The 26,200-nt window shown below is 66.2% G+C and carries 26 protein-coding genes; 20 read left to right on the top strand and 6 right to left on the bottom strand.

The window, feature by feature from the left end:
• Positions 1–648: TAXI family TRAP transporter solute-binding subunit (locus tag ACPT9U_RS12465; protein WP_435751165.1), on the bottom strand; the 648-nt coding region annotated here is incomplete at its 3' end.
• Between the two features lie 158 nt (positions 649–806).
• Here ACPT9U_RS12465 and ACPT9U_RS12460 point away from each other — a divergent pair.
• Entirely contained in the window at positions 807–1,700 is an 894-nt protein-coding gene (locus tag ACPT9U_RS12460; protein WP_435751164.1) for a helical backbone metal receptor, read from the top strand.
• A 90-nt stretch (positions 1,701–1,790) separates the two neighbouring features.
• Here the strand turns inward: ACPT9U_RS12460 and ACPT9U_RS12455 are convergent, their stop codons facing one another.
• The 3 genes from ACPT9U_RS12455 to ACPT9U_RS12445 form a co-directional block, all read right to left on the bottom strand.
• Positions 1,791–2,300 (bottom strand): putative toxin-antitoxin system toxin component, PIN family, encoded by a 510-nt coding sequence (locus ACPT9U_RS12455; protein WP_435751163.1) that lies wholly within the window; start codon positions 2,298–2,300, stop codon positions 1,791–1,793.
• Positions 2,301–2,411: 111 nt separating this feature from the next.
• Complete coding sequence (gene phaC / locus ACPT9U_RS12450) at positions 2,412–4,235, bottom strand: class I poly(R)-hydroxyalkanoic acid synthase (protein ID WP_418365326.1); 1,824 nt, start codon at positions 4,233–4,235, stop codon at positions 2,412–2,414.
• A 33-nt stretch (positions 4,236–4,268) separates the two neighbouring features.
• Positions 4,269–5,315, bottom strand: coding sequence for an MBL fold metallo-hydrolase (locus ACPT9U_RS12445; protein WP_418365327.1), 1,047 nt, complete (start codon positions 5,313–5,315; stop codon positions 4,269–4,271).
• A gap of 200 nt (positions 5,316–5,515) precedes the next feature.
• Between ACPT9U_RS12445 and ACPT9U_RS12440 the strand changes: the two genes are divergently transcribed.
• The 6 genes from ACPT9U_RS12440 to ACPT9U_RS12415 all read left to right on the top strand — a co-directional run bounded on the left by ACPT9U_RS12440 (position 5,516) and on the right by ACPT9U_RS12415 (position 11,125).
• The gene (locus ACPT9U_RS12440) at positions 5,516–5,959 is read left to right on the top strand and encodes a MerR family transcriptional regulator (RefSeq protein ID WP_418365328.1); all 444 of its coding nucleotides are present in this window, start codon (positions 5,516–5,518) and stop codon (positions 5,957–5,959) included.
• 93 nt (positions 5,960–6,052) lie between these two features.
• Complete coding sequence (locus ACPT9U_RS12435) at positions 6,053–6,520, top strand: PaaI family thioesterase (RefSeq protein ID WP_435751162.1); 468 nt, start codon at positions 6,053–6,055, stop codon at positions 6,518–6,520.
• A 62-nt stretch (positions 6,521–6,582) separates the two neighbouring features.
• Positions 6,583–7,725: a carbonate dehydratase gene (gene can / locus ACPT9U_RS12430; RefSeq protein WP_435751161.1), complete on the top strand. Its 1,143-nt coding sequence runs from the start codon at positions 6,583–6,585 to the stop codon at positions 7,723–7,725.
• A gap of 35 nt (positions 7,726–7,760) precedes the next feature.
• Positions 7,761–8,972, top strand: a complete 1,212-nt coding sequence (locus ACPT9U_RS12425) for an acetyl-CoA C-acetyltransferase (protein ID WP_435751160.1) — start codon at positions 7,761–7,763, stop codon at positions 8,970–8,972.
• A 176-nt stretch (positions 8,973–9,148) separates the two neighbouring features.
• Positions 9,149–10,282: an acyl-CoA dehydrogenase gene (locus ACPT9U_RS12420; RefSeq protein ID WP_435751159.1), complete on the top strand. Its 1,134-nt coding sequence runs from the start codon at positions 9,149–9,151 to the stop codon at positions 10,280–10,282.
• Between the two features lie 150 nt (positions 10,283–10,432).
• Positions 10,433–11,125: a DUF3334 family protein gene (locus tag ACPT9U_RS12415; RefSeq protein ID WP_435751158.1), complete on the top strand. Its 693-nt coding sequence runs from the start codon at positions 10,433–10,435 to the stop codon at positions 11,123–11,125.
• Between the two features lie 113 nt (positions 11,126–11,238).
• Here the strand turns inward: ACPT9U_RS12415 and ACPT9U_RS12410 are convergent, their stop codons facing one another.
• Together ACPT9U_RS12410 and ACPT9U_RS12405 are read right to left on the bottom strand one after the other, a co-directional pair.
• Positions 11,239–11,721: an acyl-CoA thioesterase gene (locus tag ACPT9U_RS12410; protein ID WP_435751157.1), complete on the bottom strand. Its 483-nt coding sequence runs from the start codon at positions 11,719–11,721 to the stop codon at positions 11,239–11,241.
• Positions 11,722–11,928: 207 nt separating this feature from the next.
• On the bottom strand, positions 11,929–12,975 hold the full coding sequence (locus ACPT9U_RS12405; protein WP_435751156.1) for an AraC family transcriptional regulator: 1,047 nt from the start codon (positions 12,973–12,975) through the stop codon (positions 11,929–11,931).
• A 162-nt stretch (positions 12,976–13,137) separates the two neighbouring features.
• Here ACPT9U_RS12405 and ACPT9U_RS12400 point away from each other — a divergent pair, with 162 nt between their 5' ends.
• The 13 genes from ACPT9U_RS12400 to ACPT9U_RS12340 all read left to right on the top strand — a co-directional run bounded on the left by ACPT9U_RS12400 (position 13,138) and on the right by ACPT9U_RS12340 (position 26,190).
• Positions 13,138–14,331, top strand: a complete 1,194-nt coding sequence (locus ACPT9U_RS12400) for an isovaleryl-CoA dehydrogenase (RefSeq protein ID WP_435751155.1) — start codon at positions 13,138–13,140, stop codon at positions 14,329–14,331.
• Positions 14,332–14,345: 14 nt separating this feature from the next.
• Positions 14,346–15,953 carry a carboxyl transferase domain-containing protein gene (locus tag ACPT9U_RS12395; protein WP_435751154.1) on the top strand — a complete coding sequence of 536 codons (1,608 nt, stop codon included), beginning with the start codon at positions 14,346–14,348 and terminating at the stop codon, positions 15,951–15,953.
• A gap of 55 nt (positions 15,954–16,008) precedes the next feature.
• Entirely contained in the window at positions 16,009–16,371 is a 363-nt protein-coding gene (locus ACPT9U_RS12390; RefSeq protein WP_320368409.1) for a type II toxin-antitoxin system Phd/YefM family antitoxin, read from the top strand.
• Positions 16,371–16,805, top strand: a complete 435-nt coding sequence (locus ACPT9U_RS12385) for a type II toxin-antitoxin system VapC family toxin (RefSeq protein WP_435751153.1) — start codon at positions 16,371–16,373, stop codon at positions 16,803–16,805. The genes ACPT9U_RS12390 and ACPT9U_RS12385 overlap by 1 nt, the downstream gene beginning before the upstream one ends.
• Before the next feature lie 26 nt (positions 16,806–16,831).
• Positions 16,832–17,620 carry an enoyl-CoA hydratase/isomerase family protein gene (locus ACPT9U_RS12380; protein WP_320368411.1) on the top strand — a complete coding sequence of 263 codons (789 nt, stop codon included), beginning with the start codon at positions 16,832–16,834 and terminating at the stop codon, positions 17,618–17,620.
• A gap of 77 nt (positions 17,621–17,697) precedes the next feature.
• Complete coding sequence (locus tag ACPT9U_RS12375) at positions 17,698–18,375, top strand: DUF4126 domain-containing protein (protein WP_320368412.1); 678 nt, start codon at positions 17,698–17,700, stop codon at positions 18,373–18,375.
• A 57-nt stretch (positions 18,376–18,432) separates the two neighbouring features.
• A complete protein-coding gene (locus tag ACPT9U_RS12370; protein ID WP_435751152.1) occupies positions 18,433–20,445 on the top strand; it encodes an acetyl-CoA carboxylase biotin carboxylase subunit in 2,013 nt (670 codons plus the stop codon).
• Positions 20,446–20,550: 105 nt separating this feature from the next.
• Positions 20,551–22,242, top strand: coding sequence for an AMP-binding protein (locus tag ACPT9U_RS12365; RefSeq protein WP_435751151.1), 1,692 nt, complete (start codon positions 20,551–20,553; stop codon positions 22,240–22,242).
• Between the two features lie 16 nt (positions 22,243–22,258).
• Positions 22,259–23,194 (top strand): hydroxymethylglutaryl-CoA lyase, encoded by a 936-nt coding sequence (locus ACPT9U_RS12360; protein WP_435751150.1) that lies wholly within the window; start codon positions 22,259–22,261, stop codon positions 23,192–23,194.
• Positions 23,195–23,341: 147 nt separating this feature from the next.
• Entirely contained in the window at positions 23,342–23,539 is a 198-nt protein-coding gene (locus tag ACPT9U_RS12355; RefSeq protein WP_418365341.1) for a DUF1289 domain-containing protein, read from the top strand.
• Positions 23,536–23,733: a DUF1289 domain-containing protein gene (locus ACPT9U_RS12350; RefSeq protein ID WP_418365342.1), complete on the top strand. Its 198-nt coding sequence runs from the start codon at positions 23,536–23,538 to the stop codon at positions 23,731–23,733. Before ACPT9U_RS12355 ends, ACPT9U_RS12350 begins: the two co-directional genes overlap by 4 nt.
• The gene (locus ACPT9U_RS12345) at positions 23,730–24,650 is read left to right on the top strand and encodes an MBL fold metallo-hydrolase (RefSeq protein WP_435751149.1); all 921 of its coding nucleotides are present in this window, start codon (positions 23,730–23,732) and stop codon (positions 24,648–24,650) included. Before ACPT9U_RS12350 ends, ACPT9U_RS12345 begins: the two co-directional genes overlap by 4 nt.
• Positions 24,651–24,735: 85 nt before the next feature.
• On the top strand, positions 24,736–26,190 hold the full coding sequence (locus ACPT9U_RS12340; protein WP_418365344.1) for an alanine/glycine:cation symporter family protein: 1,455 nt from the start codon (positions 24,736–24,738) through the stop codon (positions 26,188–26,190).
• Positions 26,191–26,200: the final 10 nt, after the last annotated feature.

Here is a 26,200-nt window from a genome sequence, read left to right as displayed (position 1 = left end):
CACCAGCTTGGCGCCGCAGGTGGTGGTCGGATCCTGGATGTTGGCGGCCGGGTGGCCGACGACGTAGGCGAAGCCGTCGATCTTGTTGTCGCACAGGGCTGCGCCGTGCTCGTCGGGTTTGAGCTCGGAGGCAAGCGAGAAATCGGAGAAGCTCATGCCCATGGCCGGCAGCAGCACCTCGAGTGTGGCGCGCTGGCCCGAGCCCGGATTGCCGATGTTGAAGCGCTTGCCCTTGAAGTCTTCCATCTTGGAGATGTTGGCTTCCTTGCGCGCGAGCACGGTCAGCGGCTCGCCATGAAGCGAGAACACGGAGCGCAGGTCGGCGAAGGCCCCGCTGTCCTTGAACTGGACTTCGCCGTTCAGGGCGTTGTACTGGATATCGGACTGCGAGACACCGAAGTCGAGCTCGCCTGCCTTGATAGTGTTGACGTTGTATACCGAACCGCCGGTGCTTTCGACCGAGCAGCGGAAGCCGTGCTGGGCACGGTCCTTGTTGATCAGACGGCAGATCGCGCCGCCGGCGGCGTAATACACGCCGGTCACGCCACCGGTGCCGATGGTGACGAACTTCTGCTGGGCGTGCGCAGGCGCAGCCCCAAGGGTGCCGACAAGTGCAAATGCTGCTGCCAGGGCGGTCAGTTTCTTCATGAAGCTCTCCTGTGAGTGAATTGACGAGCCGGCGATCGGCTCGGGGCCATGGCGATACACGCGCCGCGGGTTCGTTGGGGCGAAGCATCCCACAAAACGTGCGATGCGGGCACTCGGGGTTTCCCGAAGAGGGGGTGGTGTCGCGCTAGAATCGGTGCATGAACGGAAACAACGATATGGGGCCCACGGCAGCTGGTGCCGGGGCTCGGGCGTGCCCGACGAGTCTTGTCGGGCTGATTGATGCGGCGGGGACGCAGCATGCGTATGCGGGCACATCAGCGCGCATCGTGTCGCTGGTACCATCGCTCACGGAGCTGTTGTTCGATCTTGGGCTGGGCGATCAACTGGTAGGGCGGACGGGGTTCTGCGTGCATCCTCGGGACGCGCTGCGTACCGTCCCCAAGGTGGGTGGCACCAAGGACGTCCGGATCGAGCGCGTGCGCGCGCTTTCGCCGACACATGTGCTGGTCAACATGGACGAGAATCGGCGCGAGACGGTCGAAGAACTCGCAGCCTTCGTGCCGAACATCATCGTTACCCATCCCGGTACGCCACTCGACAATCTGGCGCTCTTCCATCTGCTTGGCGGCGTCTTCGGGGCTGAGCGGGCGGCCCTGCAACTCGGCGAGGATCTGCGTGCGGCGCTGGCCGAGGCGTCGGCGTTGCGCACGGAGGTGCCGGATGAAGCGGTGCTGTACCTAATCTGGCGTGAGCCGTGGATGACCGTCGCGCGTGATACCTACATCGCCGCGACCCTTGCCGCGGTCGGCTGGCATACGCTGCCGGAAGTGGCGGGTGGGGAGACGGGTGCCGCGCGCTACCCGGCCTTCACCTGGGACGCGCCGTGGCTGCTTGGGGTCGAGCGCGTGCTGCTGTCCACCGAGCCCTACCGTTTCCGTGACGCACATATCGGCGAGGTGGCGGGTCTGGCCGGGCGGCCGGCGGCGCTGGTGGACGGCGAGATGGTGTCCTGGTACGGCAGCCGCGCGGCCCGGGGGGTGCGCTGGCTCTGCGCACTGCGCCGCAGCCTTGCGGTGGGCGCCCGAGCGTAGTCTGCCTGCCAGCGATAAGGGTGATTGCGACCGGGCGCTTGCGACAGGGGCGCCTGCATTCAGGGCGCCTACCTCGGCGCCGGGGCAGGTTCAGGCGCCTGCTGCGGCGGTGACCGTCTGCTGGAAGCGTTCCGGCGTTTCGACAGCGAAGTACGGTCGGATGGCCACGTGGCGACGCAGGCGGAGCAGCGCCTTGTCGCGTGTCAGCAGGTGTTTGGCCTGGCTTGCCCAGGCGATTTCGAGGAACTTCTGGTCGTCTGCGTCGCTGCAGCGCGGCAAAGGTCTCGCCATCGCGTCGGCGACGTCTCGCGTTTCTGTGGCGAGCGTGACGCGGGCGCAGTATGCGGCGAGGAGGCTTGCCTGTGCTGCTTCGCCCTGAGCGAACTGGCGGTAGGCGAGCACGCGCCGCAACTCCTCCAGCGCATCTTCACGGCTGAACAAACGGCAATGTGCGGCCTCGATCCAGTCGCGCAGCCCGCCGAGCGCCGGGTCGCGGAACATCCATAGGGCGAGCACGGCATTGGTGTCGAGCACAAGGCCCGGCGGCGGTGCCGCAACAAGGGCGTCAGGCGAGAGCAGAGGGGTGGGAGGCGCGGTCACGTCCGGGAGCGTGGAGGGTCGGGGTAGTCAGGGGGCGTGAGGCAGGGTAATGCGCACCGGTAAACGGAAAAACGGGGAGGGTTGCCCCTCCCCGCTTCAGTGCTGCGATTCTCAGCTTGCGGCCGTGGCGTCGATGCGAATCTTGACGAAGCTTCCCGGTGCATCCTCTAGCGCCTTCAGCTTTCCGCTGGCGGGGTCGCGTGCGTCGACCTGCTCGTTGTCGTGCGCAGTGACCCAGGCCTGCCAGTCGGTCCACCACGACCCCGGATGTTGCTGGCTGCCCTCGAGCCAAGCGTCAGCTGTTTCCGGCAGTTTGGCGGTGGGGTTGAGCCAGTAGCCGTACTTGTTCGCGGCGGGCGGGTTGACGATGCCGGCGATGTGGCCGGAGCCGCCCAGCACGAAGCGGGTCGGGCCGCCGAAGCGACGGGCACCCATGTAGGTGCTCTTCCAGGGGGCGATGTGGTCTTCGATCGTGGAGATGAAGTAACACGGCACCTTGATCTTGCCGAGGTCGATCGGGGTGCCGTCGATCTCGATACCACCCGGCTCGATGAGGCGGTTTTCCATGTACATCTTGCGCAGGTAGAAGCTGTGCATGGTGGCGGGCATGCGGGTGGAGTCCGAGTTCCAGTACAGCAGATCGAACGGGAACGGGTCCTTGCCCATCAGGTAGTTGTTCACCACGAAGGACCAGATCAGGTCGTTGGCCCGCAGCATGTTGAAGGTGCCGGCCATCTCCGAACCTTCCAGATAGCCGCGCTCGAACATCTTCTTCTCGAGGCTGGTGACCTGGCCTTCGTCGATGAACACGCCGAGTTCGCCCGGATCGGTGAAGTCGGTCATGGTGGTGAAGAAGGTGGCCGAGGCGATGCGCTTCTGGCGCTTGGCGGCCAGATAGGCGAGCGATGTGGCGAGCAGCGTGCCGCCCAGGCAATAGCCCGCGGCATTGACCTCCTTTTCGCCGGTTTGCTGCTCGATCGCGTCGAGGGCGGCGATGATGCCTTCCTTGACGTAGGCGTCGAAGCTCTTCGCGGCCAGGCGCTCGTCCGGGTTCACCCAGGAGATCACGAACACCGTGTGGCCCTGGTCGACAGCCCACTTGATGTATGAATTCTTTTCGCGCAGGTCGAGGATGTAGAACTTGTTGATCCAGGGCGGAACGATCAGCAGCGGCTTCTTGAGCGCCTTTTCGGTGCTCGGGGTGTATTGCAGCAGCTGCATCATCTCGGTCTGGAACACCACCTTGCCCGGCGTGGTGGCGACATTCTTGCCCAGCTCGAAGGCCGTGGTGTCGGTCATCCTGACGCGCAGGTTGCCACCGCCGTCCTCGACGTCGCGCAGCAGGTTGTTGAGACCCTTGAGCAGATTCTGGCCGTGGCTCTTGACGGTCTCGCGGAAGACCTCGGGGTTGGTCATCGCGAAGTTGGATGGCGACAGGGCGTCGATGTACTGGCGGGTGTAGAAGGTGACCTTCTTCTGCGTCTGTTCGTCGAGGCCGTCGACACCGCTGACGGTGTCGTGGATGTGGCGTGCGGCGATGAGGTAGGACTGCTTGATGAAGTCGAACAGGAAGTGCTCTTCCCATTCCTCGTCCTTGAAGCGCTTGTCGGTTTTCTCGGGCGTGGCGATCGGGGTGGCGTTGAGGCCGGCCACGCGCATCATCGATTGTTGCCAGAGCGAGAAGTAGTCCCAGACCAGGTTCATCTGTGCCTGGGCGAGCTTGTAGGGGTTGGCCAGCAGCTTGGCCATCATGTCCATGAACGCCTGCGCGATGCCGAGCTCGTCGGCCGGTGCCGAGACGCCCTTCTTGAGCTGGCGGTGCACGTGTTCGTTGATCAGGTGCGAGGCGCGGCGGGCGACTTCAGCGTAGGTCTTGGCGACTTCCTGCGGGTCGGGCAGGTCGCACTTGGGGGTCTCGTTGGTGGGTGCAGCCATCTCGTACGGGCTCCTGTTGCTGGCGGGGCGGGGTTATCGGTTAAGAGTGAAGTTAGGGGTGAAACGAATCAGTCCGTCCGCTTCGATCCGTCTCGAGAGCGCTCCCTGAGTCTCGAGATGGTTGAGGTGGGCAATGGCCTCCCCCATGGCGAACATGACCTGATGGGTGTCCAGTTCGCGGGGAAACAGCGTCGATAGCAATTCCGCTGCAGTCTTCGGCGTGCCGCAGGCGGCCAGCAGAAGCTCGCAGCGTTCGCGATGGTGTGCGGCCAGCTGCTCCACCCGGGCCTGGATACCCTTGAATGGTTTGCCGTGCGATGGTAGCACGAGCGTATCGGCCGGCAAGGTGCACAATTCCCTCAATGACTTGAGGAACCAGCCCAGTGGATCGTCATGCGGGGTGGCGGCATAGACGCTGACGTTGGTGGAGATGCGCGGCAGCAGCATGTCGCCCGAAATGAGCACGCCGAGCTCGGCGCAATACAGGCTCGCATGTTCGGGTGCGTGGCCGTGGCCGATGATCACCCGCCATTCGTGTGCCCCGATGCGCAGGCTGTCGTCGGCGAAGAGGCGGTGAAAGCTCGCAGGCAGCGCGGGTGCGCCATGGCGGTAGGCATTGCCGCGGCGGGACAGCGCGTCGTGCCGCGCATCCCGGAGGCCATGGCTGGCGAACTGCGCGAGCATGTCCGTGACGCAATAGCCGGGCAGTTGATGCCAGATCGCTTGCGCGGCCAGAAACTCGCCCTGGGTCATCTCGATGCGGGCGCCGTCGCGCGCGGCCAGCCAGCTCGCCAGGCCGATGTGGTCGGGGTGGTGGTGGGTGACGACCACACGCCGCACCGGTCGTCCGTCCGCGGCCAGCACGGCGTCCCATGCTGCACGGGTATCGTCGAGGGCATAGCCGCAGTCGATCACAGCGAGGCTATCGCCGTCGTCCAGCAGCCAGAGGTTGATGTGGTCGAGCGCGAACGGCAGGCGCATGCGCAGCCAGCGTACGCCCGGTGCGACGGGGATGGTTTCACCCGAGGCAGGCAGGGTATCGAAGGGAAAGGCGAGTGCGGGGCCGGTGTTCTCGATCATGGGGGTGTCCTGTGTCGATGTCGGGGATGGTGCGCGCAGTGGGCGTGCTGGGGCGCAGCCGATGCGGTCCGGTCGTGGAGCTCGATTGCCCAATTGACTGGAATCTGATTAACTTCGGATCGATTTTTCCTTAATCGGCTAGCAAAACAAGGCACTGCAGCGCATTGTCCGCATGGGCCTGCGGGTTGCGCCGACCGAGCATGGTCAACGAACAAACCTACACGATCACCGAGCTTGCGCGCGAATTCGGCATTACGCCTCGTGCAATCCGCTTTTACGAAGACCAGGGGCTGCTCACACCAGCCAGGGCCGGGCGTGCCCGCGTCTACACCAAGGCCGATCGTACCCGACTGAAGCTTACCTTGCGTGGCAAGCGGCTGGGGCTTTCGCTGGCCGAGATCCGCGAGTTGCTGGGCATGTACGGTGGCGTACAGGATTCCGTGCCGCAACTCGAACGATTTCTGCGCGTGCTGGCCGAGCGGCGTGCGTCGCTCGAGCAGCAGCGCCGCGACATCGAAGCGGTCCTGGAGGAGATCGACATGATCGAGCGCCAGTGCCAGGCTCTGCTTGGCGACAACGCGGAAGGCGCTGCAGCGGCCAAGGCGGAGCTGGCGCGCTGCATCGATCGGGTCGGGACGGCCTGATCGGGTCAGGTTGGCTCCATTGGTGTGAAGTGTGATTTACGTTGACGTAAACGTTAAAACAAAGAAAATACCGATACAAGAAGGAGACGAACGATGCGAGCAGAGATGCAGCCATTCCAGCCACGTGACCCTGCCTACGCAGAGCGGGTCCGGTCGAGCTTCGCCCTTCAGCACGCGATGACCCTGATCGGCGCACAACTGGTGGTGGTCGAACCGGGCTACACCGAAATCCATCTGCCGCATTGTGCGGAGATCACCCAGCAGCACGGCTTCATTCATGGCGGGGTTGTTGGCATGATCGCTGACTCGGCCGCCGGGTATGCGGCCAACACGCTGACCCCGCCCGACACCAGCGTGCTTACCGTAGAGTACAAGCTCAACCTGGTTGCGCCTGCCGACGGCCAGCGCCTGGTTGCGCGGGGTGAGGTCATCAAGCCCGGACGCACCCTGATCATCACCCACGCGGAGGTTTTCGCGGTGCGTGACGAGAAGTGGACCCTGTGCGCCGTGATGCAGCAGACGATCATGGCCATGCACGGCCGCAAGGAGCGTGACGCATGACGTACCCTGTCTGCAGATGCGCAGGCCCGTATCTGAATCCTGGTTCCAGGGGGGCGTGAGCGATGCCTTCGCGTCTTTGCGTGCTCACCGCTGCGGACACTGCCGAACTCGGGCATGTGCGCGGGTTTTTCCGCCAATACGCGGCCTGGCTCGGTGTGGATCTGAGCTATCAGGGCTTTGCCGATGAGGTCGCCAACCTGCCCGGTGCCTACGGCGAGGCAGATGGCCGTCTGTTCTACGCCGAGGTCGACGGCAAGCCCGCCGGCTGCGTGGGCATCCGCCGCTTCTCCGAAGGCGTGTGCGAGATGAAGCGGCTCTACGTCGATCCAGCCTTTCGCGGCCTGGGCGTCGGGCGCAAGTTGGCCCTCGCCGCGATCAAGGCGGCGCACCTGCTCGGTTACCGCCGCATCCTGCTCGATACCGTCCCTGCGATGCGGATCGCGGTGAAGCTGTACCGTGAGCTTGGCTTCAAGGAAGTGCCTGCCTACTACCCCTCTCCGGTGGAAGGGACGATCTTCCTGACCCTCGACCTGGAGAACTGGTCGGAGGACGAGGTCAACAACGAGAACCTGTTCCATCTCTTCGACTACAACCAGGCGTGGTCGCGCCAGATGCAGCAGGTCGACCCCGGCTTCTTCGGCAAGCTGGCGCAGCTGCAGGCGCCCGAGTACCTGTGGATCGGTTGTTCCGACTCGCGCGTGCCGGCCAACCAGATTGTCGGTCTGTTGCCGGGCGAGGTGTTCGTCCACCGCAACATCGCCAACGTCGTCGTGCACACCGACCTTAACGCATTGGCGGTGATTCAGTACGCGGTCGATGTGCTCAAGGTGAAGCACATCATGGTGGTTGGCCACTATGGCTGCGGTGGTGTAAAGGCAGCACTCGAACGTACTCGGGTCGGGCTGACCGACCTGTGGCTGCGCCATGTGCAGGATGTGCATGTACGCCACCTGCAGGCGGTTGAAACGCTGCCGCCCGAGCGTCGTCACGATCGCTTGTGCGAACTCAATGTCATTGAGCAGGTGGCCAACGTCGCGCAGACCGTGGTCGTGCAGGACGCCTGGCAGCGCGGTCAGCGGCTGACCGTGCATGGCTGGATCTATGGCCTCAAGGATGGCCGTATCCATGACCTGGGACTCAACGTCAGCCGTCCCGACGACCTCTTGCCGCGCTATGCCGCGGCCCTCGAAGCGCTCGGTGATTGAGCGCCAACCTCTTACGCATTCAACAGGAGAACTGCATGTCCGATCCCGTCGTCATCGTTTCCGTCGCCCGCACCCCGCTGGGCGGTTTCCAGGGCGAACTGTCCAGCCTGACCACGCCGCAGCTCGGCGCCATCGCCATCCAGTCGGCGGTCGAGCGTGCCGGCCTCAAGCCCGAGCAGGTCGAGGAAGTCATCATGGGCTGCGTGCTGCCCGCCGGTCTGGGCCAGGCGCCCGCCCGCCAGGCCGCGCTCGGCGCCGGCCTCCCGCTGTCGGCCGGCTGCACCACCATCAACAAGGTGTGCGGTTCGGGCATGAAGGCCACCATGCTGGCCCACGACCTGATCCTGGCAGGCAGCAACGAGGTGATGGTCGCCGGCGGCATGGAATCCATGTCCAACGCGCCCTACCTGCTGCCCAAGGCGCGCGGCGGCTATCGCCTCGGTCACGGCCAGATGTTCGACCACATGTTCCTCGATGGTCTTGAAGACAGCTATTCCAAGGAGAACAAGGGCCGCCTGATGGGCACCTTCGCCGAGGAGTGCGCCAGCCACTTCAGCTTCAGCCGCCAGGCGCAGGACGAGTTCGCCATCGCCTCGACCACCCGCGCGCAGGCCGCGATCAACAACGGCGACTTCACCTGGGAAGTGGTGCCGGTCACTGTGTCGGGCCGCAAGGGCGACGTCGTCGTCGACAAGGACGAGCAGCCGCTGAAGGCGCAGATCGACAAGATCCCGGGCCTGAAGCCCGCGTTCAAGAAGGACGGCACGGTCACGCCGGCCAACTCGAGCTCGATTTCGGACGGCGCCGCGGCGCTGGTGCTGATGCGCAAGTCGACCGCCGACAAGCTGGGCCTGAAGGCGGTTGCGACCATCGTTGGCCATGCCACCCATGCGCAGGAGCCGGCCTGGTTTACGACGGCCCCGGTGGGCGCGATGCAGAAGGTGCTGGCGAAGGCCGGCTGGTCGACCGACGACGTCGATCTGTGGGAGATCAACGAGGCTTTCGCGGTCGTCACCATGGCGGCGATGCACGAGATGAAGCTGCCGCACGACAAGGTTAACGTCAATGGCGGCGCCTGCGCGCTGGGCCATCCGATCGGCGCCTCGGGTGCGCGCATCCTGGTCTCGCTGATCGGCGCGCTGCGCAAGCGCGGCCTCAAGCGCGGTGTCGCCAGCCTGTGCATCGGTGGCGGCGAGGCCACCGCGATGGCGATCGAGGTCGAGGCCTCGGTGGGCTGCGGCGGCTGATTGCCTGTGCTTTGAACCGCCAGCCGCGCCGGGGGTTCGTTCCGCAGCCTGCGGAACTCGCCCTGCGGGCTCGGACAGTCCTCGGCGGCTTCACGAACCCCCGACGCGGCCGGCTTGGCCGTGTCGCATATTGACGAGCAATGGAACGGTGCGTCCGTTCCAGTAGAGGTTTCATCATGATTCTGACCCAGGAACAGGAACTCATCCGCGACTCGATGCGCGCTTTCGCGCAGGAGCGCCTGGCCCCCTTCGCCGCCGAATGGGACCGCAACCACACCTTCCCGCGCGAGGCGCTGAACGAGCTTGCCGAACTCGGTGCGCTCGGCATGGTGGTGCCGGAGGATTGGGGCGGGGCCGGCATGGACTACATGAGCCTGGTGCTGACGCTGGAAGAGATCGCGGCTGGCGACGGTGCCACGTCGACCATCGTCAGCGTGCAGAACTCGCTGCCCTGCGGGATCATCAACCGCTTCGGCACCGATGCCCAGAAGGAAGCCTGGCTGAAGCCGCTCGCCCGTGGCGAGAAGCTCGGCTGCTTCTGCCTCACCGAGCCGCACGTGGGCTCGGATGCGTCGGCCATCCGCACTTCCGCGGTGCGCGAAGGTAACGAGTGGGTGCTGAACGGCGTCAAGCAGTTCATCACCACCGGCAAGCACGCCGATGTCGCCATCGTGTTCGCGGTCACCGACAAGGCCGCCGGCAAGAAGGGGATCACCTGCTTCCTGGTGCCGGCGAACGCGCCGGGTTATCAGGTTGGCCGCATCGAGGAGAAGATGGGCCAGAAGGCTTCCGACACCACCCAGATCCTGTTCGAGAACTGCCGCATCCCGGCTGACTCGGTGATCGGTGCGGAAGGCGAGGGCTACAGGATCGCGCTGTCGAACCTCGAGGCCGGCCGCATTGGCATCGCTGCCCAGTGCCTGGGCATGGCCCGCGCCGCGCTGGAAGCGGCGGTGAAGTATGCGCAGGAGCGCGAGAGCTTCGGCAAGCCGATCTTCGAGCATCAGGCGGTGAACTTCCGCCTCGCCGACATGGCGACCCAGCTCGAAGCCGCGCGCCAGCTCGTGTGGCACGCCGCCAGCCTGAAGGACGCCGGCCGGCCGTGCCTCAAGGAAGCCTCGATGGCCAAGCTGTTTGCCTCCGAGATGGCCGAGCGCGTGTGCTCGGATGCCATCCAGGTGCACGGCGGCTATGGCTACGTCACCGACTTCCCGGTCGAGCGTATCTACCGTGACGTGCGCGTGTGCCAGATCTACGAAGGCGCGAGCGACATCCAGAAGCTGGTGATCGGGCGCGCGCTGGCGGGCTGACCGGCTCCGTAGCCATGGCGTTGTGTGGGTCTTGCTCCTGCGGCTGCCCCTTGTTTTCAGGCAGGGTGGCCGCATGGTGCGGGCCCGCACCGGCGCCGCAGTGTGTTATAGAGAGGGCACCACTCCTCACCGCGTACAAGGACGCCCCTCATGAGTAGCTCTCGAGACTACGCCGTCGTCTTCGGCACCGAAGACCTCCTGAAAAGCTTGTGCGACTCGGTCGCCAAGGTACTGACAGTCGCGACGCAGAGCGAAATCCGCTACTCGGGAATGGTCCAGCGCATCTCCAAGACCTGCCTGAAGCCCGACATCGGCTGCTTCGTGCTGTTCGATGGCGGATTCTCCGGTCTGGTGGTCATCAACTTCTCTGCCCAGGCTGCGATGGAGCTGTATCAGAAGTACCTGCTCAGCATGGGGATGTCGAAAAGTGATCTCGCTGCGTCGCACACGGCCGATGAAGTCAGCAACGTCATGGGCGAACTGATGAACCAGATCGTCGGCGATTTCACCGGGAAGGTCGGTCGTGAGTTACAGACGCACATCACGCAGAATCAGCCCAAGATGCTGGTCCTCAACAAGCAGGTGATCCTCAGCGTCGACACCAAGCTCGACAACCCTGAGGCGCGGCGAGTGACCTTCTACACCGGCGAACACAACATCTTCTACCTCGAGCTTGCTGTCGATCGCACCGAGTTCATCAAGCTCAATGATTTCGACGCCAATGAGGTGCTCGACCCGGATGCTTTGCTCGAGCAGAACTCGAACGGTGCAGCCGGTGGCAAGGTTCACGGCGCCCAAGAGGGCGAGGATCACGACGAGCTCCTGAAGTCGCTCGGCATGTAGGGCGCCTCGGGTTGGGGCGGTGCGCGGCTCGCGCGCCGCAGCGCGCCGGGCGCAGGCGTCCGCAGGACGCACAGCCGAACCGCCTGGCCGAACTTTGCCAGGCGCCCTCGGATTTACTCCCCGCCGCGCACCTCAGCGAACTTGCGCTCCATCTCGCGCCGCATCGCGCGGCGCACCTCGGCTTCGCGGAAGCGCCGGCGTTCGTCCGGCGTGCGGGGCTCCAGCGGTGGCACCCTCGTTGGCCGGCCTCCATCGTCGACCGCGATCATGGTGAAGAAGCAGCTATTCACATGGCGTACGACCTTGGCGCGGATGTCTTCTGCGACAACCTTGATGCCCACCTCCATCGAGGAGTTGCCAGTATGGTTGACCGAGGCGAGGAAGGTGACGAGCTCGCCGACCTGAATGGGCTGGCGGAACATCACCTGGTCGACGCTGAGTGTGACGACATAGTGGCCGGCATAGCGGGCAGCACAGGCGTAGGCGACCTGGTCGAGCAGCTTGAGGATGGCGCCCCCATGGACCTTGCCCGAGAAGTTTGCGGTATCGGGCGTCATCAGGACGGTCATGGTGAGCTGGTGGGCGGGCAGGTCCATTGTGGTGTCTCGGGTTGATCCAGAAAGGTGCGACCCAGGCCGTGCCGGTCTCCGGCCTGGCACGGCAGTGTCGCCCCCGGCGAGGCGGGGCGCAAGGCTGGAACGCAGGCTTCAAGTGGGCGTTCGTGGTGTTGGAGACGCTGGAGTTGGTGATGGAGCACGATGTGCTCGTGAAGCGCAGCGAGGTGACCCAATCCCCGCCGGGGACTAGGGTGCCGGGCCAGCGTCTGTCCGGTACACGCTTGGCGCCACCCCCGTCCACTCCCGGAACGCGCGCGCAAAGCTCTTCTCGCTGTCGAAGCCGATCGCTGCCGCGACCTGCTTTACCGACTTCCGTGTCTGCAGCAACAGCCTGATCGCGTGCTCGCGCCGCACCTCGTTCTTCAGCTTCTGCAGGGACACGCCTTCTTCCTTCAGCTGCCGGTGCAGGGTGCGCACTGAAGTATTGAGCTGGGCGGCGACGTCCTCGGCGGTGTGGGCCGCGGCGGGGGCGGCGGCGAGGAGTTGGGCGACGCTGTGCACCAGCAGGCGGTCGCGGCGATACTGCCGCACGGTCAGTGGCAGGGCGCGTTGCAGCATGGCCTGCAGCGCCTTCTCGTCGCGGCGCACGGGGAGCGCCAGGTAGCGTGCGTCGAAGCTGATCGATGCGGGTTCTGCGGCGAAGCGTGCGGGGCCAGCGAAGAGATAGGCGTAGGCGTCGGCATGGCCCGGGGCCGGGAAGGGGAAGGTGGCCTCGGTGAGCGCGATGCGCGAGTCGACCAGCCAGCAAGCGTAGCCGAGCAGGTAGCGCAGCGTGCTGACGAGGCAGAACTCGCGCAGCTCACCGAGTTCTGTGTTTTCGCTGACACGGATCGTGGCGAGTCCCCCGCGCTGCGTAAGTGTGAAGACGATGTCTTCTGTGAGCAGGCGGTGGTGCCGGCACCAGCGCTTGAGGGCTACTTCCAGCGTCGGCGCGGTGAGCGAGGCGCGGCACAGCATGCCGTAGCTGCCCCAGGGTAGCCGGCGCGAGAACCAGCCCAGGGCCTCGTCATCGAGCGCCTGCATCGCCACCCCCGAGAGCAGCTCCATCTGCGCGGCGGTGACGCGCGCGGCGGAGTCGTCCAGCAAGGCGGCTGAGATCTGCGCCTGCGCGAGCGCGCTGGCCGGATCCATGCCCCGGTTACGATACCCGGTGACGATCGCGCGGATGAAGGCGATCGGTGTGGCAGCGCGGCCGCGGGTGAGTTCCGCAGGCGAGGGGGCGAGGATCTTCATGTGCCGGAATGCTAGCTGCCGTGGCACGAATTGCAACCATGATGGCACTCGTCGTCCGCTGCGTGCCGCTAATCTCCGCCCATCCCCGGGCATGCGCCGTCCATAATGGATTTTGCGCTACGAGCCCATCGCGCCAGGACAACCTCGAGAAGGAGACACCCCATGAATGTGCCCAGCCTGAACTTCAACCTCGGCGAGACCATCGACGCCCTGCGCGACACGCTGCAGTCCTTCTGCGCCGCGGAGATCGCCCCGCGCGCAGCCGAGATCGACCGCGTGAACGAGTTCCCCGCCGACCTGTGGAAGAAGCTCGGCGACCTCGGCGTGCACGGCATGACGGTGAGCGAGGAATACGGCGGCACCGACATGGGCTACCTCGCCCACATCGTGGCGATGGAAGAAATCTCGCGCGCCTCGGCCTCGGTGGGCCTCTCGTACGGCGCGCACTCCAACCTGTGCATCAACCAGATCCGCCGCAACGGCACCGAGGCGCAGAAGCAGAAGTACCTGCCCAAGCTGATCTCGGGTGACCACGTCGGCGCGCTGGCGATGTCCGAGCCCAATGCCGGTTCCGACGTCGTGAGCATGAAGCTGCGCGCCGACCGGGTTGGTGGCAAAAGCGGCGATCATTTCGTGCTCAACGGCAGCAAGATGTGGATCACCAACGGCGGCGACGCCGACACCCTGGTGGTCTATGCTAAGACCGACGTCAATGCCGGCCCCAAGGGCATCACCGCCTTCATCATCGAGAAGGGCATGAAGGGCTTCAGCTGCGGCACCCACCTCGACAAGCTGGGCATGCGCGGCTCCAACACCTATCCGCTGTTCTTCGACGACGTCGAGGTGCCGCTGGAGAACGTGCTCGGCGGCGAGGCCAACATCGGCCGCGGCGTGCAGGTGCTGATGAGCGGCCTGGACTACGAGCGCGCGGTGCTGTCGGGCGGGCCGCTCGGCATCATGGCCGCGTGCATGGACGTGGTCGTGCCCTACATGCACGAGCGCAAGCAGTTCGACACCCCGATCGGCGAGTTCCAGCTCATGCAGGGCAAGATCGCCGACATGTACTCCACCTGGAGCGCCTGCCGCGCCTACGCCTACGCAGTGGGTCAGGCCTGCGACCGAGCCGACCACGCGCGCACGCTGCGCAAGGACGCCGCCGGCGTGATCCTCTACACCGCCGAGAAGGCTACCTGGATGGCGGGCGAGGCGATCCAGGCGCTGGGCGGCGTGGGCTATACCAACGAGTATTCGGTGGGCCGCCTGTGGCGCGACGCCAAGCTGTACGAGATCGGCGCCGGCACCAGCGAGATCCGCCGCATGCTGATCGGCCGCGAACTGTTTTCCGAAACCCGCTGAGCGGAGCGTCTGCGATGAGCGTGATCAAGTCCAGCATCAACACCCGCAGCGAAGACTTCCAGGCTAACGCCGCCAGCCTGCGCGCCCAGGTCGAGGACCTGCGCGCCAAGGCGGCGCAGGTCAGCCTCGGCGGCGGGGAGTCGGCGCGCGCCAAGCACACGGCGCGCGGTAAGCTGCTGCCGCGTGACCGCGTCGGCCACCTGCTCGACCCGGGTACGCCCTTCCTCGAGGTCGGCCAGATGGCGGCCTACGGCATGTACGACGACGAGGCGCCGAGCGCCGGCGTCATCACCGGCATCGGCCGCGTGCAGGGCGTCGAATGCATGATCGTGGCCAACGACGCCACGGTGAAGGGCGGCACCTATTACCCGATGACGGTCAAGAAGCACCTGCGCGCGCAGGAGATCGCCGAGCAGAACAACCTGCCCTGCATCTACCTGGTCGACTCGGGTGGCGCCTTCCTGCCCAGGCAGGACGAAGTCTTCCCCGACCGCGACCACTTCGGCCGCATCTTCTTCAACCAGGCCAACATGTCGGCCAAGGGCATCCCGCAGATTGCGGTGGTGATGGGCTCGTGTACGGCGGGTGGCGCCTACGTGCCGGCGATGTCGGACGAGACCGTCATCGTCAAGAACCAGGGCACGATCTTCCTCGGTGGTCCGCCGCTGGTGAAGGCGGCGACCGGTGAGGTGGTGAGCGCCGAGGATCTCGGCGGCGGCGATGTCCACACCCGCCTCTCCGGCGTGGCCGACCATCTGGCCGAGAACGACGCCCACGCGCTCTACATCGCGCGCCGCATCGTCTCCAACCTCAACCGGACCAAACCGATCAACCTCGCGCTGGGCCAGGGCGAGGAGCCGCTGTACGACCCGGAAGAGATCTACGGCATCATCCCCTCCGACACCCGCAAGCCCTTCGACGTGCGCGAGATCATCGCCCGCGTGGTCGATGGCTCGCGCTTCGACGAGTTCAAGGCGCGCTACGGCACGACGCTGGTGTGCGGCTTCGCCCAGCTCCACGGCTACCCGGTGGGCATCGTCGCCAACAACGGCATCCTGTTCGGCGAGTCGGCGCAGAAGGGCGCGCACTTCATCGAACTGTGCGGCCAGCGCGGCATCCCCCTGCTGTTCCTGCAGAACATCACCGGCTTCATGGTCGGTCGCAAGTACGAGAATGGCGGCATCGCCAAGGACGGCGCCAAGATGGTGACCGCCGTGGCCACCGTGCAGGTGCCCAAGATCACCATGCTGATCGGCGGCTCCTTCGGCGCCGGCAACTACGGCATGTGCGGCCGCGCCTACAGCCCGCGCTTCCTGTGGATGTGGCCGAATTCGCGCATCAGCGTGATGGGCGGCGAGCAGGCTGCGAGCGTGCTGTCCACCGTGCGCCGCGACGGCATCGAGGCCAAGGGCGGCGCCTGGAGCAAGGAAGAGGAAGAGGCCTTCAAGGCGCCGATTCGCGACCAGTACGAGTTCCAGGGCCACCCCTACTACGCCACCGCACGCATGTGGGACGACGGCGTGGTCGATCCGGCGCAGTCGCGCCGCATCCTGGGGCTGTCGCTTTCGGCCGCACTCAATGCACCGATCCAGCCGACGAAGTTCGGCGTGTTCCGGATGTAATGCAGCGAGGCGAGGTCTAGAATGGCCATGTAGATAGCCATTTAAGGAGGCGCAGATGATCTCGATTGCCGATGCGAAGAACCAGTTGCCTGCGCTGATTCATCAGGCCGAAGCGGGCCAGCCGGTCACGATCACGCGCCGCGGCAAGCCGGTGGCGGTGGTGCTTGCGGTCCAGGAATACGAGCGCATGCGTGTCGCGACGACCGCGCGCCCGTCGTTCTGGGATGTCGTGCAGGAGGTGAGAGCGAAGCTCGCTGCCGAGGATGCGTTTCCTGACTGGACGGACGAAGAGATCGACAGCTGGCGCGACAGGACGATCTACGAGCCTCGCTGCGATTTCAGCGGACCCGAATATGACTGGGCCGGGGGCGTTGCAGACGACGCAGAAGGGCCCGATGTGAAACAAGAGCGTGCGTGATGGGGGTGTCGTTTCTGCTGGATACCAATGTGCTGTCCGAATTGCTCAAGCCGCGGGTTGATCCCGGGGTTGTGCGTCGCTTTTCGCGTGATGGAAACGACTGCGCGATTGCGTCGGTCGTTTGGCACGAGTTGCTGTGTGGCGCCTTGCGCGCCCCGAGTGTCGGGCGGGGGGAGATGCTGGTACGGGCTTATCGTGACATTGTCATCGGCTCCAGCATGCAGATATTGCCGTACGACGAAACTGCAGCCACCTGGCACGCGAGAGAGCGTGCCCGCCTCCTTGGGCTTGGGCGGCCGCAGCCCTACCCGGATAGCCAGATCGCCGCCATCGCTGCCACCCGGAACCTGACCTTGGTCACGCGCAATACGCGCGACTTCGAATGCTTCGACGGGCTGAGACTGGAGAACTGGTTCGAAGCCGGAAAGGACTGAAACGCCCCTTGAGGCGAGGAGACACGATGTACGAAACGCTTGAAATTCAACGCGAAGCCGGCGTGGCGACGATCTGGATGAACCGTCCGGACGTGCACAACGCCTTCAACGCGCAACTGATCGCCGACCTCACCACCGCCTGTATCGAACTCGATGCCGACGACTCGGTGCGCGCGGTGGTGCTGGCCGGGCGGGGCAAGAGCTTCTCGGCCGGCGCCGACCTCAACTGGATGAAGGCCGCCGGCGAGGCGAGCGAGGCAGAGAACTTCGCCGACGCGATGAAGCTCGCCGGCATGCTGCGTACGCTGGCCGAGATGAACAAGCCGACCATCGCGCGCGTGCACGGCGCGGCGCTGGGTGGCGGCATGGGGCTGGCGAGCGCCTGCGACATCTGCATCGCGGGGGACAGGGCGGTGTTTGCGACCTCCGAGGTCAAGTTCGGGATCATCCCGTCGGCGATCAGCCCCTATGTGATCCGCGCCATCGGCGAGCGCCAGGCCTATCGCTACTTCCAGACCGCGGAGCGCATCAATGCCACGCGCGCGGCGACGCTGGGGCTGGCGCACGAAGCGGTGGCGACCGAGGAACTGGACGCCAAGGTGAGCGAAGTGGTCGAGGCCCTGCTGCAGGGCGGCCCGAAGTCGCAGGCTGCCGCCAAGGACCTGATTCGCGCGGTGGCCAACCGGCCGGTGAGCGACGCAGTGGTGGAAGACACCGCGCGCCGCATCGCCAGCTTGCGCGTGACGCCCGAGGCCAAGGAGGGCCTGGCCGCCTTCCTCGACAAGCGCCCCGCGGTGTGGATCGCGCAGGGTTGAGCTGGGGACGGGCTGTGGCCGGCAAGCGCACGAACTGCGCGGCCTGCCGAGCCTGACGAACATCCGCGGAGACCGCCATGGACGCCTACGCCTTCAGCAGCTGGCCGACCGAGCTCACCGCGCTGCTCGACTGGAGCGGTGTGCCGCTCGACATGGCCTCGCTCGCCGCGCTGGCGGCGGGTCTGGGTTGGGCGAGCGGGCTGCGGCTGTACGCGCTGGTGTTCGTGCTCGGTGCCTTGGGGCGCTTCGGCGGCGTGCAGTTGCCGGGCGGGCTGGAGGTGCTGACGCATCCGCTGCTGCTCGGGGTGTCCGGGGTGATGCTGCTGGCCGAGTTCTTCGCCGACAAGCTGCCCTGGTTCGATTCGCTGTGGGACGCGGTGCACACCTTCATCCGCATCCCGGCCGGCGCGGCGCTGGCGGCCGCGGTGATGGGCGACCAGGCGGGCGCGGTGCAGCTGGCGGCGGCGCTGGCCGGCGGCACGCTGGCGGCGGGCGCGCACTTCGCAAAGGCGGGGGCGCGGGCGGCGATCAACACCTCGCCCGAGCCGGTGAGCAACGTCACCACCTCGCTCGGCGAGGACGCGATGTTCGCCGGCGGGTTGTGGCTGCTGCTGCAGGAGCCGCTGTGGTTCCTGGTGGCGCTGGTGGTGTTCGTGGTGCTGGCGGTGGCGCTGATCGTGGTGCTGTGGCGCTTCCTGCGGCGGGTGTTCCGCCCGCGCTTGCGGCCGGCGCACCCCGAACTGCCCGCGCCGTGAAGCCTGCAGGGACCGCAGGGACAACTTTCTGAATTCCGACAAGAAGCTGGAGACGACATGTTCGACAAGATCCTGATCGCAAACCGTGGAGAGATTGCCTGCAGGGTGATCAAGACCGCCCGCCGCATGGGCATCAAGACCGTCGCGGTGTATTCCGAGGCCGACGCCAACGCCCGCCACGTGCGCCTGGCCGACGAGGCGGTGCTGATCGGCCCGGCGGCGGCGCGCGAGTCCTACCTGGTGATCGACAAGATCATCGCTGCGGCCAAGGCCACCGGCGCCCAGGCCATCCACCCGGGCTATGGCTTCCTGTCCGAGAACGAGGACTTCTGCCACGCCTGCGAGCGCGAGGGCATCGTCTTCATCGGCCCGCCGGTGTCGGCGATCCGCGCCATGGGCTCGAAGTCCGAGGCCAAGAAGCTGATGGAAGCGGCCGGCGTGCCGCTGACCCCCGGCTACCACGGCGACGACCAGGAACCCGCCTACCTGCACCAGCAGGCCGACGCCATCGGCTACCCGGTGCTGATCAAGGCCGCGGCCGGCGGCGGCGGCAAGGGCATGCGCCTGGTGGAGAAGTCCGAGGATTTCATCGACCTGCTCGCGTCCTGCAAGCGCGAGGCCATCTCCAGCTTCGGCGACGACCACGTGCTGGTCGAGAAGTACATCACCAAGCCGCGCCACATCGAGATCCAGGTCTTCGGTGATACCCACGGCAACGTGGTGTACCTGTTCGAGCGCGACTGCTCGGTGCAGCGCCGCCACCAGAAGGTGCTGGAAGAGGCGCCCGCGCCCGGCATGACGCCCGAGCGCCGCGCGGCGATGGGCAAGGCCGCGGTCGATGCGGCCAAGGCGGTGGGTTACGTCGGTGCCGGCACGGTCGAGTTCATCGCGAGTGAGAGCTTCACGCAGGACGGTTCCTTCTACTTCATGGAGATGAACACCCGCCTGCAGGTCGAGCACCCGGTGACCGAGATGATCACCGGACTGGACCTGGTCGAGTGGCAGTTGCGCGTGGCCTCGGGCGAGAAGCTGCCGCTGGAACAGGAGCAACTGCAGATCCGCGGCCATGCGCTCGAAGCCCGCATCTACGCCGAGGACCCGGCCAAGGGCTTCCTGCCCTCCACCGGCAAGCTGGTGCACCTGGCGCCGCCCGCTGAATCGCTGCACGTGCGCGTCGATACCGGCGTCGAGGAAGGTGACGAGATCAGCCCGCACTACGACCCGATGATCGCCAAGCTGATCGTGTGGGACATCAACCGCGACCGCGCGCTCGCCCGCATGCTGCAGGCGCTGGCCGACTACCGCGTGGTGGGTGTCGCCAACAACATCGAGTTCCTGTCGCGCCTGACCGCCTGCCCGGCATTCTCCGGTGCCGACCTTGACACCGGCCTCATCGAACGCGAGAAGGCTTACCTTTTCCCCGCCGAGGAAGGCGTGCCGGACGAGGTGCTGCAGATTGCCGCGCTCGCCGAGCTGCTGCGCGAGGCGGCCCTGGCCGACAAGCGCGCCCAGCGCACGGCCGATGCGCGCTCGCCCTGGCATGCGCGCGATGGCTGGCGCATGAACGCCACCGCGCGTCGCACCCTGCTGTTCCGCCATGGCGAGACCGACCGCGCGGTCGAAGTCGCCTACCTGCCCGGTGCCTGGCGGCTGACGGTAGACGGCCGCGGCGTCGAGGCGCGCGGCGAACTGAACGCGCGCGGCCTGCTGCGCGTCGAGCTCGACGGCACCCGCATGGACGCCACCGTGATCGCCGCCGCTGGCCGCCGCCATGTCTTCGCCAAGGGCCGCGCCTGGCAACTCGCCGCGGTCGACCCGCTGCATCACGGCGGTGAGGGCGGTGGCGCCGAGGGCGGCCTGCTGGCGCCGATGCCGGGCAAGGTCATCGCTCTGGTCGCCGCCGAGGGCACCAAGGTGGAGAAGGGCGTGCCACTGCTGATCCTGGAGGCGATGAAGATGGAACACACCATCACCGCGCCGTCCGCCGGCACGGTCAAGGCCTTCCGCTTCGGCGTCGGCGACCAGGTGGGCGACGGCGCAGAGCTGGTGGAGTTCGAAGCCGCTACCTGAGCAGCCTGAAAGTCACGACCGAGCAAGCGGAAAGGGGCTTGAACCCGAGGGCGCGATCCGGCCGCAAGAGCCGGCGCGCCCGGCATGGAGAGGAGACACACACCGATGAGCAGTACGCAGAGCTACGTCCACGGCGCATCCGAGAAACAGCTGATCGGCCAGACCATCGGCCGCTTCTTCGACGAGGCCTGCGCCCGCCATGCCGAGCGCGAGGCGCTGGTGGTGCGCCACCAGAACGTGCGCCTGACCTACGCGCAGTTGAAGAGCAAGGTTGACGCCCTCGCCTGCGGCTTGATGCGCCTCGGTCTCGAACCGGGTGAGCGCATCGGCATCTGGTCGCAGAACACCATGGAGTGGGCGCTGACCCAGTTCGCCACCGCCAAGGCGGGCCTCGTGCTGGTGAACATCAACCCCGCCTACCGTCGTTCCGAGCTCGAGTACGCGCTCAACAAGGTCGGCTGCCGCGCGCTGATCCTGTCGCCGGCCTTCAAGACCAGCAATTACCTCGAGATGATGGCCGACCTCGCGCCCGAGCTCGGCCATTGCGAACCCGGCCTGCTGCGCAGCCACCGCCTGCCCAGCCTGGAGATGGTGATCCGCATGGGTGCGGACAAGTCGCCCGGCATGCTCAACTTCGACGACTTGCTGCGCGTGCCGACGCGGGAAGAGCTGACCGCGCTCGGCCTGCTGTCGGAGAAGCTGCAGTTCGACGACCCGATCAACATCCAGTTCACTTCCGGCACCACCGGCCACCCCAAGGGCGCGACCCTGTCGCACCACAACATCCTCAACAACGGCTTCTTCGTTGGCGAGGCGATCAAGCTGGTGCCGGGCGACCGCCTGTGCATCCCGGTGCCGCTGTACCACTGCTTCGGCATGGTGATGGGCAACCTCGGCTGCGTGACCCACGGCGCCACCATGGTCTACCCGGCCGAGGCCTTCGAGCCGCTGGCAGTGCTGGAGACGGTGGCGCAGGAGAAATGCACCGGCCTCTACGGCGTGCCGACGATGTTCATCGCCGCGCTCGACCATCCACGCTTCGCCGAGTTCGACCTCTCCAGCCTGCGAACCGGCATCATGGCCGGCAGCCCGTGCCCGATCGAGGTGATGAAGCGGGTGATCGGCAAGATGAACATGGCCGAGGTGACCATCGCCTACGGCATGACCGAGACCTCGCCGGTGAGCTTCCAGAGCGGCACCGACGACCCCATCGATCGCCGTGTGTCGACGGTCGGCCGCGTCCAGCCGCATCTGGAAGTGAAGATCGTCGACAACGAGGGCCGCATCGTGCCCCGCGGCCAGGCGGGCGAGCTGTGTACCCGCGGCTACTCGGTGATGCTCGGCTACTGGAACGACGAAGCCAAGACCCGGGAGGCGATCGACGCCGGCGGCTGGATGCATACGGGCGACCTCGCGGTGATCGACGACGAGGGCTACTGCAACATCGTCGGCCGCATCAAGGACATGGTGATCCGCGGTGGCGAGAACATCTATCCGCGCGAGATCGAGGAGTTCCTCTACGCCCATCCCAAGGTGCTCGACGTCCAGGTGGTGGGCATCCCCGACCAGAAGTTCGGCGAGGAGCTGTGCGCCTGGATCATCGTGCGCGAGGGCGAGCGCCTGTCTGAAGACGAGGTGCGTGCCTATTGCCAGGGGCAGATCGCGCACTACAAGATTCCGCGCTACATCCGCTTTGTCGACAGCTTCCCGATGACCGTGACCGGCAAGATCCAGAAGTTCCAGATCCGCCAGAAGATGAAGGAAGAGCTGGGGCTGGACGAGGCGCAGACCGCCTGACATCGAGGACGCATCCATGACCACATCCAAGTTGCCCGCCACCGTCCGCATCGTCGAGATGGGACCGCGCGACGGCCTGCAGAACGAGAAGCAGCTCGTTTCCACCAACACCAAGGTCGAGCTCGTGCGCCGCCTCGAGCGCGCCGGGCTGAAGGCGATCGAGACCACCTCCTTCGTGTCGCCAAAGTGGGTGCCACAGATGGGCGACAACAGCGAGGTGCTGACCCGCGTGCTCGCCGCTGCCGCGCCCGGCGTCGCCTATCCGGTGCTGACGCCCAACCTGAAGGGTTTCGAGGCCGCGCTGGCGGCCGGTGCGCGGGAGGTCGCGGTGTTCGGCGCCGCCTCCGAGTCCTTCAGCCAGAAGAACATCAACTGCTCCATCGCCGAGTCGCTCGAGCGCTTCCGCCCCGTCACCGAGGCGGCGCAGGCGGCGGGCGTGAAGGTGCGCGGCTATGTCTCCTGCGTGGTCGGCTGCCCCTACGAGGGCGCGGTGGCGCCGCAGGCAGTGGCGGAGGTGGCGGCGACGCTGACGGACATGGGCTGCTACGAGGTGTCATTGGGCGACACCATCGGCGTCGGCACCCCGGCGAGCATCCAGCGCATGCTCGAGGCGGTGGCCAGGCGCGTGCCGGTGGACAGGCTCGCCGGCCACTACCACGACACTTACGGCATGGCGGTGGCCAACGTGTATGCGTCGCTGGAACTGGGCGTGGCGGTGTTCGACGCCTCGGTCGGTGGTCTGGGCGGTTGCCCCTACGCCGCGGGCGCCTCGGGGAACGCAGCGACCGAAGACGTGGTCTGGATGCTGGACGGCCTCGGCATCGCCACTGGCATCGACATTGAAGCCTTGGTGGATACCGCGGCGTGGGTCAGCGCCCAACTCGGCCGTGAGCCCGCCTCGCGCGTGGCGCGTGCGGTGCTCGCGAAGCGCGCGAAGGCAGCCTGCGGCTAGGCGTCCCGGCTTTGGGGCAGCCCTTGCCTGCACCCCGCGTGGCGTGGGTGCAGATCGGCCGGGCGGGGCGCGAGTCGTTCATAATTGAGCCGCAGATCAATGAGGCGGCGCGCAAGGACGCGCCCCCATAACCAACAGAGACTGTTCATGAGCATTCCGTCCCCCTGCACCAACGTCTGCCGCATGAGTCCCGATACCGGCTGGTGCGAAGGCTGCCAGCGCACGATCGACGAGATCACGCGCTGGAGCCGGACCAGCGACGACGACCGCCGCGCCATCCTGTCCGCTGTCGCCGAGCGCCGCGAATGGCTCGCAGAGGCCAGCCCTGCGGAGTCGCGCGCATGAGCGGCGACGCGCTCTGTGTCGGCGTGTGCATGATCGACTGGGATTCGGGCGTGTGCCTGGGCTGCGGTCGCACCGCGGACGAGATCAATGGCGTGCCGGTCGCAGCGCCGCCCGAAGCCTTGCAGCCCGCGACCGACCAGCCTGTGGCGCTGCCGCCCAATGTCGCCGCGCAGGTCGGGGAGGGCAGCGATTGAGTGCCTCGGCCCGCCTGCCTTCGACGCTGCAGGTCTTTGAGCGCGGCTGGCTTTCGGCCAACAACGTCCTGCTGTTCGATGGTGACGAGGCGACCCTGGTCGACTCCGGGTACCTGACCCATGCTGCGCAGACCGTGCAGTTGGTGGCTGGGGCGCTGGATGGACGCAGGCTCGCGCGCCTGATCAACACGCACTCGCACTCCGATCACATCGGCGGTAACGCCAGCCTGAAGCGTGCGTTCGGGTGTGCGATCACCGTTCCCGAGGGCATGGCCCGCGCCGTGGCCGAGTGGGACGAGGACGCGCTGCTGCTTTCGATCGGGGCTCAGTCCGGGGAGCGGTTCCGTTTTGATGCGACCCTTGGCGCGGGCGCGCGCTTTCTGGCCGGAGAGCTCGAGTGGGAGGCACTGGCCGTTCCCGGCCACGACATGGATGCGCTCGCCTACTACAACCCGGATCGCCGCATTCTGATCTCGGGTGATGCGCTGTGGCGCGATGGTTTCGGCATCCTTTTCGCCGAGGTGATGGGCAGCGACGATGCCTTGACGCAGGCAAGGGGTACGCTGGAGGCGATCGGTCGGCTTTCGGTCGATGTGGTGATCCCGGGGCATGGCGCGCCCTTCTCGGAGTTCGACGACGCGCTCGAGCGGGCCTTCGCGCGCATCCGTGCATTCGAGGCGGACGGTGCGCGTATGGCGCGCAACGCGATCCGCGCCTGCATTACCTTCAAGCTGCTCGAAGTCCGCAGCATGCGGCTCGAAGACTTGCCCGTCCATCTGGCGCAGACGCCGCTCTACCGCGTTGCGAATGCCCGATTCCTGGGGCTGGACTACGATGCGTTGGCGACATGGGTGGTCGGTGAGCTTGAGCGTGCAGGCGTGGCACGCCGGGAGGGCGGGCTGCTCCTCGCAGCCTGATGCGGGTTTTCCACTAGGCGTAGATTTTCATTGATCTGCAACAAGCGGATACAATCGAGCCCTTAAATTTCCCGGAAGTGTTGTCATGCAAGAGACCGTAGACTGGATCAACGGCTGGGTGTGGAGTCCTGCGCTCGTCTATCTTTGCCTGCTGGTGGGCCTCTATTTCTCGATCCGCACCCGCTTCATGCAGGTGCGCCATTTCGGCGAAATGGTGCGTGCAATGTTCCGCGGCACGAGTTCGGACGCGGGGGTTTCGTCCTTTCAGGCGTTGACCATCGCGCTTTCGGGCCGGGTCGGAACGGGCAACATCGCGGGTGTCGCCACCGCGATCGGCTTCGGCGGTCCGGGCGCCATCTTCTGGATGTGGATGGTGGCCTTCCTCGGTGCTGCCACGGCATACATCGAATCCGCGCTCGGTCAGATCTACAAGGTCGAGCATCACGGCCAGTATCGTGGTGGCCCCGCCTACTTCATCGAGAAGGGCCTGGGTTGGCGTACCTATGCGATCGTGTTCGCGGTCGCGACCATGATCGCCTGCGGCGTGCTGCTGCCCGGCATTCAGACCAACAGCATTGCCGCCAGCATGCAGAACGCTTTCGGTGTGGCGCCGGCGGTGACCGGCACGATCATCGTGATCCTGCTGGGGCTGATCATCTTCGGGGGCGTGCGCCGCATTGCGCAGGTCACGCAGGTCGTCGTGCCCTTCATGGCGCTGGGCTATGTCCTGGCGGCGGCCGTGGTGGTGGCGCTCAACGTGGAGAAGGTGCCCGAGGTCATCAACCTGATTCTTTCCTCGGCGTTCGGACTCGATGCCGGCTTCGGTGCGATGATCGGTCTGGCCATCCAGTGGGGTGTCAAGCGCGGGGTGTATTCCAACGAGGCAGGTCAGGGCACCGGTCCGCATGCGGCCTCCGCGGCCGAGGTGCCGCACCCGGCGGCGCAGGGGCTGGTGCAGGCATTTTCGGTGTACATAGACACCTTGTTCGTGTGCTCGGCCACCGCATTCATGATCCTGATCACCGGCACCTACAACGTGACGGGTGCCGACGGCACGCAGGTGTTCACCGGGCTGGCCAACATCACCGCCGGCACAGGCTTCACTCAGGCTGCGATGGAGCAGGTGCTCCCCGGCTTCGGTGCGGTGTTCGTGGCGGTTGCGCTGTTCTTCTTCGCCTTCACCACGGTGCTCGCCTATTACTACATCGCTGAGACCAACCTGGCCTACCTGACACGCAACCTGCGCTCCGAGGTGCTGATCTTTGTGTTGCGTGTGGCGCTGATCGGCTCCGCACTGTACGGCTGCGTGCGAACCAGCGACCTGGCCTGGGGGCTTGGCGACATCGGTGTGGGCATGATGGCCTGGCTCAACCTGGTCGCCATCATCATGCTGCAGAAGCCTGCGCTCGCCGCGCTCAAGGACTACGAGGCACAGCAGGCACGGGGGCGTCTCGAGCCCCAGTTCGACCCGCGCCCGCTTGGCATCGAGAATGCCGACCTGTGGGTAGCACGCGCCGAGAAGCGCAAGCAGGACGCCTGATCGGAGCGGG

The organism is Thauera sp. AutoDN2 (genome assembly GCF_051280715.1).
Lineage (GTDB): Bacteria > Pseudomonadota > Gammaproteobacteria > Burkholderiales > Rhodocyclaceae > Thauera.
This window is presented reverse-complemented; position numbering and strand designations above follow the sequence as displayed.